Here is a 14,556-nt window from a genome sequence, read left to right on the forward strand (position 1 = left end):
GCGTTATGCAAAACTGGAAAGTGACCCCCGCCGAGGTGTTTGCCGCCTCCCCGCTGGTTCCTGTTATGGTCATCAACGAGCTGGAGCAGGCCCTGCCGATGGCCAAGGCGCTGCAGGGTGGCGGCATCTCGGTATTCGAGATCACCCTGCGCACCCCGGTGGCGCTCGATGCCATCGCCCTCATCGCCAAGGCGATGCCGGATGCCATGGTCGGTGCAGGCACAGTGCTCAACTGCGCGCAGTTTGACGCAGCCGTGGCCGCCGGTGCCCGCTTCGTCATCTCCCCAGGGATGACACCGGCGCTGCTGGCTCATGCGGCCAACAGCACGGCGCCGCTGATCCCGGGCGTTGCCACCGCCTCCGAGGTAATGCAGGCGCTGGAAGCAGGCTACGACCACCTGAAGTTCTTCCCGGCCGAAGCGAACGGCGGCACCAAGGCGCTGGCTGCCATTGCAGCACCGCTTCCCCAGATCAAATTCTGCCCCACCGGTGGCATAGGCCCGAAAAACGTGGCCGACTATCTGGCGCTGAAATGCGTCGCCACCGTCGGCGGTTCCTGGATGCTGCCGGCCGATGCGGTCAAGAGCGGCAACTGGGAGGAGGTGACTCGCCTCTCTCGCGAAGCGGTCGAGCTGGTTACACGCTAAGCGCGCGTTCTTTATAAAAAAGAGCAGGCCACCCCGGGGTGGCCTGCTCTTTTTTTGCCTTTGAATCAGGAGGATAAATCGGCTGGCGTCTCGGATCAGACTGCTTCGCGTGCGTACCATCAGGCTTTGACCCTCCCTTCGCGCAAGCGTCAGCCCAGGCTCTCCCCGACATAGAGGGAGAAGCCCATATCCTTGCGGGTGTCGGGCAGTGGCTGGCCGCTGAGTCGGGCCAGCAGCATGGTCGCCGCCTCACGGCCTATCTCCTTGCGTGGTGTGACGATACTGGCCAGCTTGGGGGTCATGGCATGGCCTATGTCGAGGGCGTTGCTGCCGGCGATGGCGATCTGCTGGGGCACCGGGATCCACTTTGCCTGACACTGCAGCAGGGCGCCAACCGCCAAGTCGTCATTGGTACAGAAGAGGCCATCGAGGTCGGGATAGCGCACCAGCGCCTGATCCAGCAGTTGACCACCCAGGGTGAAGCTGGAGGATTGCTCGGTCAGCAGGTGCTGACCTGTCAGGCCGAAATCGGCCATCGCCTGGTAGTAACCCTCCATCCGCAGCTGGGTGCGCACGTCGAGCCGCGCCCCCAGGTAAACCAGCTTGCGTCGGCCCCTGCGCAGCATCTCTGTTACCATGGCCCGGGCGGCAGCCCTGTGATCCATCCCCACTACCATGTCGATGGGGGCTTGCGGCAGATCCATGGTTTCCACCACGGGAATGCCGGCGGTAGCGATCATCTTGCGGGTGCGCTCCGTGTGCTGGCTGTCGGAGAGGATCAGGCCGTCCACGTGATAGGAGAGCAGGGAGGCCACCTGCTCCTCTTCCCGCTCCGGACTGTAGCCGTAGTGGGCGAGCAGGGTCTGGTAGCCGGCGGGCCGGGTCACCGACTCTATGCCATGCACCACGGCGGAAAACACCTGGTTGGAGAGGGAGGGGATCAGTATGCCGATCGCCTTGCTGGTGGCGTTGGAGAGAATGTCCGGTGCCCGGTTGGGGATATAGCCCAGCTCTTCCACTGCGGCGGCGATCCGCTCACGGGTGCCCTCGGCCACTGCGTGGGGATCGCGCAGATAGCGGCTGACGGTCATCTTGGTGACCCCGGTCAGGTCGGCTATGTCCTGCAGGGTAGGGCGGCGTTTGCGGGTGTCGTTCATCTGGGGATCCGGCAGGAATGTTACACGTAACATTACCGTTTTTGTTTAACAAAGTCAGCATATGACGCCATCAGTAGAGGATGACTCGGATGATCAAGGGCAAGTGCTTCGAGGGGAAGCGTTTCGAACAGCAGGATGTGGAAGAGGAACAGTTTGATGGTTGCCGCTTTGTCGACTGCAACTTCTCCTGGCTGGACTTGAGCGAGAGCCGCTTCGTTGACTGCACCTTCTATGAGCGGGAGCGCGAGCTGGGCTGTCAGTTGCAGGGTTGCGACCTGCGGGAGGCGAGCTTTCTGCGCTGCGATCTGACTCTGGCAGATCTCAGCCGCAGTCAGTGCCTGGGGCTGGAGATGCGCGACTGTCAGGCCATGGGCATCAATTTCGCCCACGCCAGCTTCGCCAACCAGATCACCGTCAAGAGCTACTTCTGCGAGGCCCATCTTACGGGCAACAATTTCAGCTACGCCAACTTCGATGGCTGCCTGCTGGAGCGATGCGAGCTCAGTGGCAACCGCTGGCAGGGGGCCAGCCTGCTGGGGGCCTCGTTGGCGGGATCTGATCTGAGTGGCTCCGAGTTTGGCCAGATAGACTGGGCCAGCTTCAACCTGCAGGGCTGTGATCTGCGTCAGTGCGATCTCCCCGGGCTGGATCTGCGCCGGATCAACCTGGACGGCGTGCAGATCAATGAAGAGCAGCAACAGGATTTGCTGGAGCAGATAGGTCTGGTGGTGTTTCCTTGAATGTTTCGGAAAAGAGGTAAATTTCCACCATCTGGCACTGAGCTGCGGTGAATGCTGCGATCAAAAAAGCCTGCGTAATGCAGGCTTTTTGTCATTTTGGCTGACCAGTGATCAGTCGGCTCTTGGTCAATCCCCTTTGAGGGGATCAATGCATTATCCGGCATATCTGATCAGCCCTTGGCCAACCATTTTGTCGGGTTGATGGCCTCACCCTGATAGCGGATCTCGAAGTAGAGGCCGGGTCTGTCCTGGCCGCCACTGTCACCGACCAGAGCCACAGGTTCGCCCTGTTCCACATTCTGGCCAACCTGGCGCAGCAGCGACTGATTGTGACCATAGAGGCTCATATAGCCACGGCCATGGTCGATCACCAGCAACATGCCGAAACCGTCCAGCCAGTCGGCGTAGACTATCTGGCCCGGTGCGACCGCCTTGACCTGGGTACCTTCGCTGGCACCGATCAGAGTGCCCTTCCACTTGAGCTGGGCGGTGCGCGGCGAGCCATAGGAGATGAGGATGGGCCCCTGCACCGGCCAGCGCAGGCTGCCGTTGGTCTTGAGACCGCCGTAGCCGCCACTGCTTGCCTTGGCGCTACTGCTGCGCGCAGCGGCTTGCTGATCAGCCACCCTGTCTTGTTGTTCGGCGACTCTCTGCTGCTCGGCGGCGAGTCGTTGCTGCTCGCCGACCTTCTGTTGTTGAGCCGCGATCCGCTGTTGTTCTGCAATCCGTTTCTGTTCGGCGGCCAGTCGTTGGGCCTCCAGACGGCGCTGGCGTTCCTGCTCGGCTTCCAGCTTGGCCAGCCGTTCCCGCTCTGCCCGCTCGCGACGCTCCTGCTCTTCCCGCTGGCGGCGAAGCTCTTCCAGCCTGGCTTTCAGGGCTTTTTCCGCCTTGACCAGCTTGGTCAGCTTTAGCTCGTCGTTTTGCACCGATTGTTGCAACTGGTTGCGCACCTTGGCACGGCTCTGCTGGCTGGCCAACAGGCTCTGGTGATGCTGTTGCTGTTCGCTCAGCAAGGATTGCAGCTTGCTCTCGGTCTCTTTGGTGGCCTGCTGGTTTTTGGCCAGCTTGGTGCGGGTCGCGCGCAGGGCTTCGATGGCCTCGATGCGGGCCTTGTTGAGATAGTCGTAGTAGTCGAGAGAGCGGCTCAGTTTGGCCGGATCCTGCTGGTTGAGCAGTAGTTTGAGGTAATCGTGGTTGCCCGCCTGGAAGGCGCTTTCCGCCTGCTTGGCCAGCAACTGCTTCTGATGCTTTGCCTGTTGTTCCAGATCCAGCTTGTCCTGTTGCAGGCTTACCAGCTTTTGCTGGTTTTTTTTCAGCTGTTGCCTGGTCTGCTCGAGCTTGGCCGCTGCGGCCGAAATGGCCTGCTCGTCAGCCTTGAGCTGAGTATTGAGTTTGGTCAGCTCTTGCTTGCTGAGCTTGATGGTTTTCTGCTGTTCCTTTATCTGGGACTGCATGTTGCCGAGCTGCTGGTTGGCAGCCAGGGCCTTGCCCGCGATAAACGACAGGCAAAAAAACAGCGCGCCGGCCAACAGGCCGACGCGACTGGTTTTGTTTGAAATAACTTCGCATCCCCGCATGGGGAAGGATTATTTCAGAATCATCAGGGGCTTGCCAGTCATTTCCGGCGGCACAGGAAGACCCATAAGGGTCAACATGGTCGGGGCCAGATCGGACAGTTTGCCACCTTCAAGCACCTCGGCCTTGCGACCGAAATAGATGAGGGGAACCGGCAGGTTGGTGTGGGCTGTGTGAGCCTGACCGGTCTCTTCGTCCAGCATCTTCTCGGCGTTGCCGTGGTCGGCTGTGATCAGGCATTCGCCGCCTACTTCGGCCAGGGCCTCGGTGACGCGACCGACGCAGTGGTCAACGGCTTCACAGGCTTTGACGGCCGCATCGAATACGCCGGTGTGGCCGACCATGTCGCCGTTCGGGTAGTTGCAGATGATGGTGTCGTACTTGCCGCTCTTGATGGCGGCGACCAGCTTGTCGGTCAGCTCTTCGGAGCTCATTTCCGGCTGCAGGTCATAAGTCGCCACTTTCGGGCTGGCAACGATCTCGCGGTCTTCACCGGTGAAACAGGACTCTTCGCCACCGTTGAAGAAGAAGGTGACGTGGGCGTACTTCTCGGTTTCGGAGATGCGCAGCTGGGTCTTGCCCTGCTTGGCCAGCCACTCACCCAGAGTGTTCACCAGGGCAGTCGGCGGGTAGGCACAGGCAGTTTTGATGTCGGCCGCGTATTCGGTCAGCATCACGAAGTTCAGCGCAGGGGTGGCGGCACGGGCAAAGCCGGTGAAGTCACTGTCAACGAAGGCGCGGGTGATTTCACGGGCGCGGTCGGCACGGAAGTTCATGAAGATCAGGGCATCGCCATCCTGCATGGGGGCGGCAGCACCGATGCGGGTGGCCTTGACGAACTCGTCGTTTTCGTCGCGGGCATAGGCAGCGGCCAGGGCTTCGCTGGCGCTGTCGGCGGTGAACTCGCCCTTGCCCTGAGTCATCAGGTCATAGGCTTGCTGCACGCGATCCCAGCGGTTGTCACGATCCATGGCGAAGTAGCGGCCGATCATGGAGGCGAAACGACCCTTGCCCAGACGGGCAAACAGGGCATCGAACTGTTCGATGGAGGACTGGGCGGAGCGCGGCGGAACGTCGCGGCCATCCAGGAAGGCGTGGAAGTAGATCTGCTCGGCGCCACGCTTGGCGGCCATCTCGATCATGCCCATGATGTGCTCTTCGTGGCTGTGTACGCCACCCGGGGACATCAGACCCATGATGTGAACGGCTTTGCCCTTGGTCACGGCAGAATCGACAGCCTTGGCCAGTTCGACGTTCTGGAAGAAGTCGCCGTCCTTGATCTCTTTGGAGATGCGGGTCAGCTCTTGATAGACGATGCGACCGGCACCTATGTTGACGTGGCCCACTTCGGAGTTACCCATCTGACCATCCGGCAGACCCACATCCAGGCCGGAGCCGGAGATCAGGGTGCTGGTGTAGTCACGGGCGAGACGGTCGAGGTTGGGAGTCTTGGCGGCAGCGACGGCGTTGTGCTCTTGCTTGGTGCTGTAGCCCCAACCGTCCATGATGACCAGAACCAAAGGTTTCTTAGCTGTTGACATAAGGCTATGTCCTCTCGGATAGGAATGAATTGCGGGAAGTGAAACTAGCGTAATATTACTACATCTGCCGAAATAGTCACCTGATAGCCAAGCCCTTGCCAACACCCGCCGCGGACTGTTGCCAGCCTGTTTCCCCTTTGTCGCCGGCTTGTCCCCTCACTCGACGAATCCTCGCCCCAAGAGACTGGATGCCACTTTTTATTCCGATCCGTTATGGGGGTCCCGTCTGATGGGAGCCCGCTCCCGCTTTGCCGCCAAGATGGCTGATCTTGGTGGGGTCACCATGTATACTCGGGCCCTTGTCTTGGTCCCTGGATAGTAGAAGATGCAAGAGTATTTGGATTTTGCGGCCCGTAACCCGCTGCTGACCGCAGCCTGGTTCGGCCTGGCAGGCACTCTGGTTTACACCAGCGTGCGTGCTCGTTTTTCTCCGGTGAAGACGGTGAACAACCACACGGCTACCCTGCTGATCAACCGTGAAAATGCCACAGTGGTGGATATTCGCAGTCAGGAAGAGTTTGCCAAGGGTCATCTGGCCGGTGCCCAGCACCTGCTGCTCAGCCAGATCCAGAGCAATAATCTGGGGCCGGTTGAAAAGCATAAAGATGCCCCCATCATAGTGGTGTGCGAGTCGGGGATGACCGCTGGTGGCGCGGGTCGCCAACTGAGCAAGGCCGGTTTCAAGCAGGTGTATGTGCTCAGCGGTGGCATGGCCCAGTGGCGTGCAGATAATCTGCCGGTGACCAAAAAACGCTGATTTAAGGGCCTGCGCCCACTCATTATCTTAAAAAGGAATCAAACGAAATGGCTGACGAAATCAACAACCAGGAAGTGCAACCGGAATTCCACATCCAGCGTGTCTACACCAAGGATGTCTCTTTCGAAGCCCCGAATACCCCGCACATCTTCCAGAAAGAGTGGCAGCCGGACGTCAAGCTGGACATGGACACCAAGACCAACATCCTGGCTGATGGCGTGTACGAGGTTGTACTGACCCTGACCGTGACCTGCAAGCTGGAAACCGAGACCGCTTTCCTGTGTGAAGTGCAGCAAGCCGGTATCTTCACCATAGGCAACCTGCCGGAGCCGCAACTGGCTCACTGCCTGGCAGCCTTCTGCCCGAACATACTGTTCCCGTATGCCCGCGAAGCCGTGGCCAACATGGTGAGCAAGGGGTCCTTCCCGCAGCTGAACCTGGCACCGGTCAACTTCGATGCCCTGTTTGCCCAGCACATGGCGCAAGCACAGGCCCAGCAGGCGACTGCGGAAGCCTGATAATGGCTGACCAGATCGCTATCTCGGTCTTGGGGGCGGGGTCTTATGGCTCCGCCCTTGCCATTTCTCTGGCGCGCAACGGTCATCCGACCCTGCTGTGGGGTCACGACCCTGCCCATGTCGCCGAGCTGGAACACGACCGCTGCAACAAGGCCTTTTTGCCTGATGTCCCTTTTCCTGCGGATCTGCAACTGACCGCCGATTTGCAACGGGTGGTACAAGCCGCTCCCGTACTGCTGCTGGTGGTGCCGAGCCATGTGTTCGGCCAGGTGCTGAGCCAGGTCAAACCCTTCTTGCGCCCCGATACCCGTATCGCCTGGGCCACCAAGGGACTTGAACCTGACAGTGGCCGTCTGCTGCAGGATGTGGCCCGTGATGTGCTGGGGGAGACTATTCCGCTGGCCGTGATCTCGGGCCCCACCTTTGCCAAGGAGCTGGCCGCAGGCCTGCCGACCGCCATCTCGGTGGCGTCGACTCACGACGACTTTGCCGATGAGCTCTCCCATCTGCTGCACTGCGGCCGTTCGTTCCGGGTTTATACCAATCCGGATTTCGTCGGCCTGCAACTGGGTGGTGCGGTCAAGAACGTCATCGCCATCGGTGCCGGTCTCTCTGATGGTCTGGGCTTTGGCGCCAACGCCAGAACCGCGCTCATCACCCGGGGCTTGGTGGAGATGCAGCGTCTCGGTGCGGCGCTGGGTGCCGACGCCAAAACCTTCATGGGGATGGCGGGGCTAGGGGATCTGGTGCTGACCTGTACCGACAACCAGTCCCGCAACCGTCGCTTCGGTCTGGCCCTCGGAGCTGGCAAGGCGGTAGAGACTGCCATGGCCGAGATAGGCCAAGTGGTGGAAGGCTATCGCAACACCAAGGAGGTGCATCTGCTGGCGGCCCGTTGTGGCGTCGAGATGCCCATCTGCGAGCAGATCTTCCAGGTGCTCTACCAGGGCAAGAACCCGAAAGAAGCCGCGATTGCTCTGCTAAGCCGGGACAAACGCGATGAATAAGAGCAAATCCCATTAGGCTGTTTTATTAGCCATGTTGAACCTGGGCAGTGCTCGAAATCTTCACGTATGCCTATACGCTCAGGTTTCTGCGCGCTGTCCGTGTTCAAACTGCCGTCAACAACGACGCCTACTGAGATAGGCTCATTCGGTTCGTCGGATAGCAAAAGGCCCTGCCAGATTGGCGGGGCCTTTTCATGTGTGGTGTCAAAGGGGATCAACCTTGATGGATGATCGCCACTGGCACGGGATCAATAGTAGGAGTGATCGCCGCGCTGGTGCTCGGTGGCATCTTTGACGCCGTTGAGCTCGCCAGGGAATTTTTCCAGCAGCTGCTTCTCGATCCCCTCTTTCAGGGTGTAATCGACCATGGAGCAACCGTTGCAACCGCCGCCAAACTGCAGGATGGCCAGCTTGTCTTCGGTCAGCTCGACCAGAGTTACCTTGCCACCGTGACCGGCCAGCATGGGGTTGACCTCGGACATCAGCACATATTCAATGCGGTCGATCAGCGGTGCATCGTCGGCCACTTTGCGCATCTTGGCGTTGGGGGCTTTGAGGGTGAGCTGGGAGCCCATCTGATCGGTGACGAAGTCGATGGTGGCATCTACCAGGTAAGGGGCGCTCAGAGGATCAACCAGGCAGTCGAATCCGCTGAAAGGCAGGTGTTGATCTTCCGGATCCACCGCGTCGGGCGGGCAATATGATACGCCGCACTCGGCATTCTGGGTTCCCGGATTGACCACAAACACCCGGATATTGGTGCCATCAGGCTGTTTTTCCAGCAGTTTACGGAAATGGGCCTGGGCGGTGTCGGAAATGCTGATCATCACTATCCTCATAAACCTGAGTGTACGACTAGGGTATTCATGATAACTCGCTTGGCAGTGCTTGGGTAGCATGCAGACGGCGCTTAACATATGTCAAATATACCTATGGTAGCCTGATGTGGCTGAGCCTGCGGTATACATACCTAGGGTCATTTGAGATGTTTGAGCGTACGGCAAATGGCCCACACTTCTACTTTTTCGATGCCGCTCTCGTGCAGCAAGCGGGTGAGCTGGCCCGCCGTCGCCCCCGTGGTTACCACATCGTCGAGCAGGGCCACATGCCGATAGTGATGGGGGCGAACGTGAAAAGCGCCCCGCAGATTCCGCCGCCGCTGACCGGCACTGAGCCGGGTCTGCTGAGGGGTTGCCTTGGTGCGACTCAGCAACTGCTTATCACAAGGAATACCGGTGATCTCGCTGAGGGTGATGGCTATCTCCTCAGCCTGATTGAAGCCGCGCCACCACTGCCGCCACCAGTGCAGGGGAACAGGGATGATGACTTCTGGGGGCTCGTCGCTGTTTAGATGATCGGCCAGCAGGCGTGCGAGCAGTGGCGCCAGCAGGATCTGGCCGGCGTATTTCAGCTGGGGAATGAGCATGGGGTAGGGTGCCTGATAGTCGCCAATGACCTGCAACCGCTCCCAGGGTGGTGGCCTGCGCTGGCAGCGGCCACAGATCTGCTCCTTATCTCCCATGTATTCCGGCAAGGGGGCCGCGCACAATGTGCATCTGGGGTAGGACTGGTACAGGGCTTGTCGACACCAGCTACAAAGCAGTGGCTGGCTATCACAAGCTTGCTGGCAGAGCAGACAGCTGCCCTGCCAGTCGGCTTGGCTGCCAAGGATCGGACTTGCTTTGGCTAGCAGCCGCTTTAACATGCTGACCCCAAGAGAATGAACAGGGATCTTGAGTCTAGATGAGCGTATCGGTAGAGCGATTTGGTCAGGGACCCGATCTGGTGCTGTTGCACGGATGGGGCATGAATGGCGCAGTCTGGCATGGTATTGCCCAGCAGTTGGCGGCACATTATCGGCTGCATCTGGTGGACTTGCCCGGGTTTGGCAACAGTCCGCTGCGCGAGGGGAGTGATTATTCATTGCCCTGGCTGACAGAGCAGATTGCCACAGTCTTGCCGCAGAAGTGCCATCTGCTCGGCTGGTCCCTCGGTGGTCTGGTAGCAAGTCAGCTGGCCTTGACCCAGCCTGAGCGACTTCATTCGCTTATCACTGTGGCCAGCTCTCCCTGTTTCATGGCCCGGGATGAGTGGCCAGGTATAGCCCCCAAGGTGCTGACCGGTTTCAATCAGATGTTGGCGGGAGACTTCAGACAGACCATAGAACGCTTTCTGGCGATCCAGGCCATGGGCAGCGAGCATGCTCGTGATGATATCCGTCAGCTGCGCCACTGGCTGGCGGAACGCCCCGCCCCTCAGTTTGCTGCGCTGGAGGCCGGACTCGGTTTGCTGGCAGATGTGGACCTGCGCGATGAGCTGGTACCACTGAGCCTGCCCTGGCTGCGCGTCTATGGCCGGCTGGATTCTTTGGTGCCTAAAGCCTCCATTGCGCTGCTGGATGAGCGCTACCCAGCCAGCCACAGCGTGGTGCTGGAAAAGGCCTCACACGCACCCTTTATTTCCCATCCCCAACAGTTCGTTGAAATCGTTCGACATTTTGTTGGTTGAAAAACAGACGATTTACTTCATTAATCCTCTGGCGTGACGGATAATTAATCCAACGTCAGAGGAGAGTTGTCATGCGCATAGATTCTGCATTGAACAGCGGAGTACAAGGGTTTCAGCGAGCGGAGCAGATTGCCGACAAGGCATCCAGCCAGATTGCCCGGCTTAACACGCCGAGTGGCGATCAGGTGCAGTTGCCTGACGAGCTGGTCAACCTCAAGGTAGCCGAGGTGCAGGCTGGTGCCTCTGCCAAAGTGATCCAGACTGCCAGTGACATGATGGGTACCCTGATCGATATCCGGGTCTGACATGAACATCAATGTCAGTCTGCCGACCCTTATTCCTAATCAGCTGCAACCGCAGACGGAATCGGCACGCACTGACAATCGCCGTGCAGCACTCATCCCCCAGACTCGTCAGAGCGAGGCATTCAATGCCGAGCCTGAAGTCGGCTCGCAGAAAGACAAGTCCAAGGCCAGCCAGGCCAATGCCACCCAGACCTCTCAGCAGACGCGGGAAGGGTCACAGACCAGCAACCCGCAAACGCCCGTGGATAACCGCTTTGTTGAAGCCACGGGTGAGGATGGCCAGCGTAACAAGCAACAGCAGGATCCCAAGCAACAGGAGCAGCAACAAAAGCAGGAGCTGCAGATCAAGGAGCTGGTGGACAGGGATCAGGAGGTTCGCACCCACGAGCAGGCTCATCAGGCTGCAGGCGGCCAGTTTGCCAGTAGCCCTACTTATCAATTTTCGATGGGACCGGACGGCAAGCGTTATGCCACTGGTGGTGAGGTGTCCATCGATATCGGGACTATCCCTGGTGATCTTGAAGCCACCATTGCCAAGATGCAGCAGGTACGGGCAGCCGCTCTGGCGCCTGCCGAGCCTTCCGCACAGGATCTGAGTGTGGCCAGAAGTGCCGCAGCCAAGGAAGCCCAAGCCCGCAAGGCAATGATGACATCCAGCTCCCAGTCAGGCGCTACGTCTGCTGATGGTGCACGGACCGGCGTGCTGAACACCTATATGGAACAACGTAATCAGGTCATCGCCCAGCGATATCAACAGGCGGTCAGGCCCGCGGCGCAGCAGGGTCTCAGCCTAAGCGTCTAGGCACACTACTTTTCCCCGATTTTTCTATCCCGCCCCGGGTTTTTGCAACTAATCTGAGGGGTAATCCCATTCATCCTCACAGGAGTCGCCATGCACTTTGATGAAGTCAAACCGGAAGATTTTGCCACCTTCTCCCGTGTTCCCCCTCCTCACCTTCAGATGGAACAGTTCTTGATGCAACTCGGTGGCGGCGGGACTGAAGGGACCCATTTCAAGAAGAAGGTCATGCTGGCGGCCGGTTGGAGCCACACTGGCGTCGTTTCTTATGGCAAGTACCCACAGGAAGCCTGCAAGGCATTCAATCGGCTGCGGGAGGTGCTGGTACAGCATCAGGATCCGGAAGGTATTCTGGCTACCCTCAGTCAGTAAGCCAGGCCTTGTAAAAAAGCCCCTCGCGGGGCTTTTTTCATTTCTTGGTTTTGGAGAGAGCTGCAGCGAACGCACTGCCCATGGCGCCACCCATGGGCGCTGCCTGACGGGGCTCGCTTCTTGGTTTGGCACTGCCAGCGCCAGCGTTGCGTGGCTCGGCAGGTTTGCGTGCCGGTTGTCCGGCTTTTTCGTCCAGCCTCATGGTCAGGCTGATCCGCTTGCGCGGGGCATCGACTTCCAGCACCTTGACCCTCACTATGTCCCCCGCCTTGACCACCTCGCGAGGGTCCTTCACGAAGCGATCGGTCAGGGAGGAGATGTGGACCAGCCCATCCTGATGGACACCGATATCGACGAAGGCGCCGAAGTTGGTGACGTTGGTGACCACGCCTTCCAATATCATCTCTGGCACCAGGTCGCTTATCTTCTCGACCCCATCCTTGAAGGTGGCGGTTTTGAACTCGGGGCGCGGGTCGCGGCCAGGCTTGTCCAGCTCGCCTATGATGTCGGTGACAGTGGGCACGCCGAACTGCTCATCCGTGTAGTCAGCCGGCTTCAGGCTGCGCAGCAGGCTGCCGTTGCCGAGCAGGCTTTCTACTTGCTGCTGGAGTTGCGCCAGGATCCTTTCAACCACAGGGTAGGATTCCGGGTGTACCGCCGAGCTGTCGAGAGGATTGCTGCCCCCACGAATACGCAGAAAACCGGCACACTGCTCGAATGCCTTGGGACCTAGCCGGCTCACCTTCAGTAACTGCTGGCGGCTCTGGAAGGCGCCGTGCTCGTCCCGATAGGCGACGATATTCTGGGCTAGTGTCTGGGAGAGACCGGAGACCCGATTCAACAGGGCGACCGAGGCTGTGTTCACATCCACCCCGACTGCGTTCACGCAATCTTCGACCACGGCATCCAGCCGCCGTGCCAGCTGGCTCTGGCCTACGTCGTGCTGGTACTGGCCCACACCGATACTCTTGGGATCGATCTTGACCAGCTCGGCCAGGGGATCCTGCAGGCGGCGGGCGATGGATACGGCGCCACGGATAGAGACATCCAGATCCGGGAACTCCTGGGAGGCAAGCTCGGAGGCGGAGTAGACAGAGGCGCCCGCCTCGCTGACCACGACCTTTTGCGCCTTGGCGGCGGGGTAGCGCTCGAATAGTTCGCTCACCAGCCGATCTGTTTCCCGCGAGGCGGTGCCGTTGCCGATGCTGATGAGCTCTACCTTGTGCTTCTGGCACAGCTCGCTAAGGGTTTTGAGGCTCTGATCGACCTGTTTCTTTGGCTCGAACGGGTAGATGGTGGCGTGATCGACCAGCTTGCCGGTGGCGTCGACCACGGCCACCTTGACCCCGGTACGGATGCCCGGATCCAGCCCCATGGTGCAACGCATGCCCGCCGGGGCTGCCATCAGCAGATCCTGGAGGTTCATGGCGAATACCTTGATCGCCTCCTCTTCTGCCGATTCGCGGATCCGGCCGATCAGCTCGGTCTCCATTTGCAGCGACAGCTTGATCTTCCATGTCCAGCTCACGACACCTTGCAGCCACTTGTCGGCCGGACGGCTTTGCAGATTGAGTTTGAGGTGGTGGGCTATGATGCCTTCACAGGGGCTGGCGCCCTCGTCTTCACCTGTGACCAGCGCCAGATTGAGTACTCCCTCATTGCGCCCGCGCAGCATGGCCAGTACCCGGTGGGAGGGAGCCTTGTGCAGCGGCTCATCATGTTCGAAGTAGTCCTTGAACTTGGCCCCTTCCTGTTCCTTGCCTGCCACCACGCGAGCGCGCAGGGTGGCGTTGTGCCACAGATAGTCCCGCAGTTTCTCCAGCAGGTCTGCCTGCTCGGCGAAGCGCTCCATCAGTATGTAGCGGGCTCCATCAAGGGCTGTCTTGCTGTCGGTGATGCCTTGCTCGGAATTGAAGAAGCCGGCAGCGGCCTGTTCGGGATCCCGCATCGGGTCCGTGAGCAGCAGGGTCGCCAGTGGCTCGAGCCCCGCCTCTATGGCCATCTGTCCCTTGGTGCGACGCTTGGGTTTGTAAGGGAGATAGAGGTCTTCCAGCCGGGTCTTGCTGTCGGCGCCATTCAGCTCGCGGGTTAGCTCAGGGGTGAGTTTGCCTTGCTCTTCGATGGAGCGAATGATCACCTGGCGCCGATCCTCCAGCTCGCGCAGATAACCAAGGCGGCTCTCCAGAGTGCGTAGCTGGCTGTCATCCAGGCCACCAGTCACCTCTTTGCGGTAACGGGCGATAAAGGGCACTGTCGAGCCTTCATCCAGCAGGCGCACGGCTGCCTGCACTTGTTCCGGACGGGCATTCAGCTCACCGGCAATCTGTCTCTCTATTACATGGCTGTGCATCGGGGATCTCTGTGGTCGCTTCTATCCAACTGGCCTGGGTGGCGTCGACTTGCTGCTGGGTATATTGCCTGCCAGCAGGTCGCGTCTCTACACCATGAGGATGTGCATCATGGCGTGTACCGAGAGTGCCACCGAGATCGGTTTGCGCCATAAGGCGCCAAATGTGAGCACTATATGGGGTCGCGCGACTGTATGCCACCCTGGCGAAATGACGTAAATGGCCGTTGAGTCCACGGGTGGGGGAAGAGACCGAGCGATCCGCTCCCCGTCATGGAAGAGA

General features: G+C 59.7%; 15 protein-coding genes. 9 read left to right on the forward strand and 6 right to left on the reverse strand.

Annotated features, from left to right (window positions below):
* The first annotated feature begins 5 nt into the window (after window positions 1-5).
* Window positions 6-647 carry a bifunctional 4-hydroxy-2-oxoglutarate aldolase/2-dehydro-3-deoxy-phosphogluconate aldolase gene (locus GWQ29_RS17045; RefSeq protein ID WP_275919914.1) on the forward strand — a complete coding sequence of 214 codons (642 nt, stop codon included), beginning with the start codon at window positions 6-8 and terminating at the stop codon, window positions 645-647.
* Window positions 648-796: 149 nt separating this feature from the next.
* Here the strand turns inward: GWQ29_RS17045 and GWQ29_RS17050 are convergent, their stop codons facing one another.
* A complete protein-coding gene (locus GWQ29_RS17050; RefSeq protein ID WP_058395582.1) occupies window positions 797-1,804 on the reverse strand; it encodes a substrate-binding domain-containing protein in 1,008 nt (335 codons plus the stop codon).
* Window positions 1,805-1,893: 89 nt separating this feature from the next.
* On the opposite strand from GWQ29_RS17050, the gene GWQ29_RS17055 reads away from it, so the two are divergent.
* The gene (locus GWQ29_RS17055; RefSeq protein ID WP_005319819.1) at window positions 1,894-2,544 is read left to right on the forward strand and encodes a Qnr family pentapeptide repeat protein; all 651 of its coding nucleotides are present in this window, start codon (window positions 1,894-1,896) and stop codon (window positions 2,542-2,544) included.
* A gap of 170 nt (window positions 2,545-2,714) precedes the next feature.
* Here the strand turns inward: GWQ29_RS17055 and GWQ29_RS17060 are convergent, their stop codons facing one another.
* Both GWQ29_RS17060 and gpmM read right to left on the reverse strand, forming a co-directional pair.
* Complete coding sequence (locus GWQ29_RS17060; protein ID WP_275919915.1) at window positions 2,715-4,121, reverse strand: peptidoglycan DD-metalloendopeptidase family protein; 1,407 nt, start codon at window positions 4,119-4,121, stop codon at window positions 2,715-2,717.
* A 9-nt stretch (window positions 4,122-4,130) separates the two neighbouring features.
* Window positions 4,131-5,660: a 2,3-bisphosphoglycerate-independent phosphoglycerate mutase gene (gpmM, locus tag GWQ29_RS17065; protein ID WP_021141093.1), complete on the reverse strand. Its 1,530-nt coding sequence runs from the start codon at window positions 5,658-5,660 to the stop codon at window positions 4,131-4,133.
* Window positions 5,661-5,985: 325 nt separating this feature from the next.
* Here gpmM and GWQ29_RS17070 point away from each other — a divergent pair, with 325 nt between their 5' ends.
* From GWQ29_RS17070 to gpsA, 3 genes are read left to right on the forward strand one after another with little or no spacing between them, the layout of a single operon-like run.
* On the forward strand, window positions 5,986-6,417 hold the full coding sequence (locus tag GWQ29_RS17070) for a rhodanese-like domain-containing protein (protein ID WP_005319811.1): 432 nt from the start codon (window positions 5,986-5,988) through the stop codon (window positions 6,415-6,417).
* A gap of 47 nt (window positions 6,418-6,464) precedes the next feature.
* A complete protein-coding gene (secB, locus tag GWQ29_RS17075; protein WP_005319808.1) occupies window positions 6,465-6,935 on the forward strand; it encodes a protein-export chaperone SecB in 471 nt (156 codons plus the stop codon).
* A 2-nt stretch (window positions 6,936-6,937) separates the two neighbouring features.
* A complete protein-coding gene (gene gpsA / locus GWQ29_RS17080; protein WP_212540632.1) occupies window positions 6,938-7,942 on the forward strand; it encodes an NAD(P)H-dependent glycerol-3-phosphate dehydrogenase in 1,005 nt (334 codons plus the stop codon).
* Between the two features lie 248 nt (window positions 7,943-8,190).
* Here the strand turns inward: gpsA and nfuA are convergent, their stop codons facing one another.
* Window positions 8,191-8,769, reverse strand: a complete 579-nt coding sequence (nfuA, locus tag GWQ29_RS17085; protein WP_017411920.1) for a Fe-S biogenesis protein NfuA — start codon at window positions 8,767-8,769, stop codon at window positions 8,191-8,193.
* A 149-nt stretch (window positions 8,770-8,918) separates the two neighbouring features.
* Window positions 8,919-9,647 carry a ComF family protein gene (locus GWQ29_RS17090; protein ID WP_275919916.1) on the reverse strand — a complete coding sequence of 243 codons (729 nt, stop codon included), beginning with the start codon at window positions 9,645-9,647 and terminating at the stop codon, window positions 8,919-8,921.
* 38 nt (window positions 9,648-9,685) lie between these two features.
* Between GWQ29_RS17090 and bioH the strand changes: the two genes are divergently transcribed.
* The 4 genes from bioH (at window position 9,686) to GWQ29_RS17110 (ending at window position 11,926) form a co-directional block, all read left to right on the forward strand.
* Entirely contained in the window at window positions 9,686-10,450 is a 765-nt protein-coding gene (gene bioH / locus GWQ29_RS17095) for a pimeloyl-ACP methyl ester esterase BioH (RefSeq protein WP_096119946.1), read from the forward strand.
* Between the two features lie 71 nt (window positions 10,451-10,521).
* Window positions 10,522-10,755, forward strand: coding sequence for a hypothetical protein (locus GWQ29_RS17100; protein ID WP_005319796.1), 234 nt, complete (start codon window positions 10,522-10,524; stop codon window positions 10,753-10,755).
* 1 nt (window position 10,756) lies between these two features.
* Window positions 10,757-11,557 (forward strand): putative metalloprotease CJM1_0395 family protein, encoded by an 801-nt coding sequence (locus tag GWQ29_RS17105; protein ID WP_275919917.1) that lies wholly within the window; start codon window positions 10,757-10,759, stop codon window positions 11,555-11,557.
* 90 nt (window positions 11,558-11,647) lie between these two features.
* The gene (locus GWQ29_RS17110) at window positions 11,648-11,926 is read left to right on the forward strand and encodes a hypothetical protein (protein WP_005319791.1); all 279 of its coding nucleotides are present in this window, start codon (window positions 11,648-11,650) and stop codon (window positions 11,924-11,926) included.
* A gap of 37 nt (window positions 11,927-11,963) precedes the next feature.
* On the opposite strand, the gene GWQ29_RS17115 is transcribed toward GWQ29_RS17110, so the two are convergent.
* Window positions 11,964-14,276: a Tex family protein gene (locus GWQ29_RS17115; protein ID WP_275919918.1), complete on the reverse strand. Its 2,313-nt coding sequence runs from the start codon at window positions 14,274-14,276 to the stop codon at window positions 11,964-11,966.
* Window positions 14,277-14,556: the final 280 nt, after the last annotated feature.

This window comes from Aeromonas sp. 2HA2, assembly GCF_029237345.1.
Taxonomy (GTDB): Bacteria; Pseudomonadota; Gammaproteobacteria; order Enterobacterales; family Aeromonadaceae; genus Aeromonas; species Aeromonas salmonicida.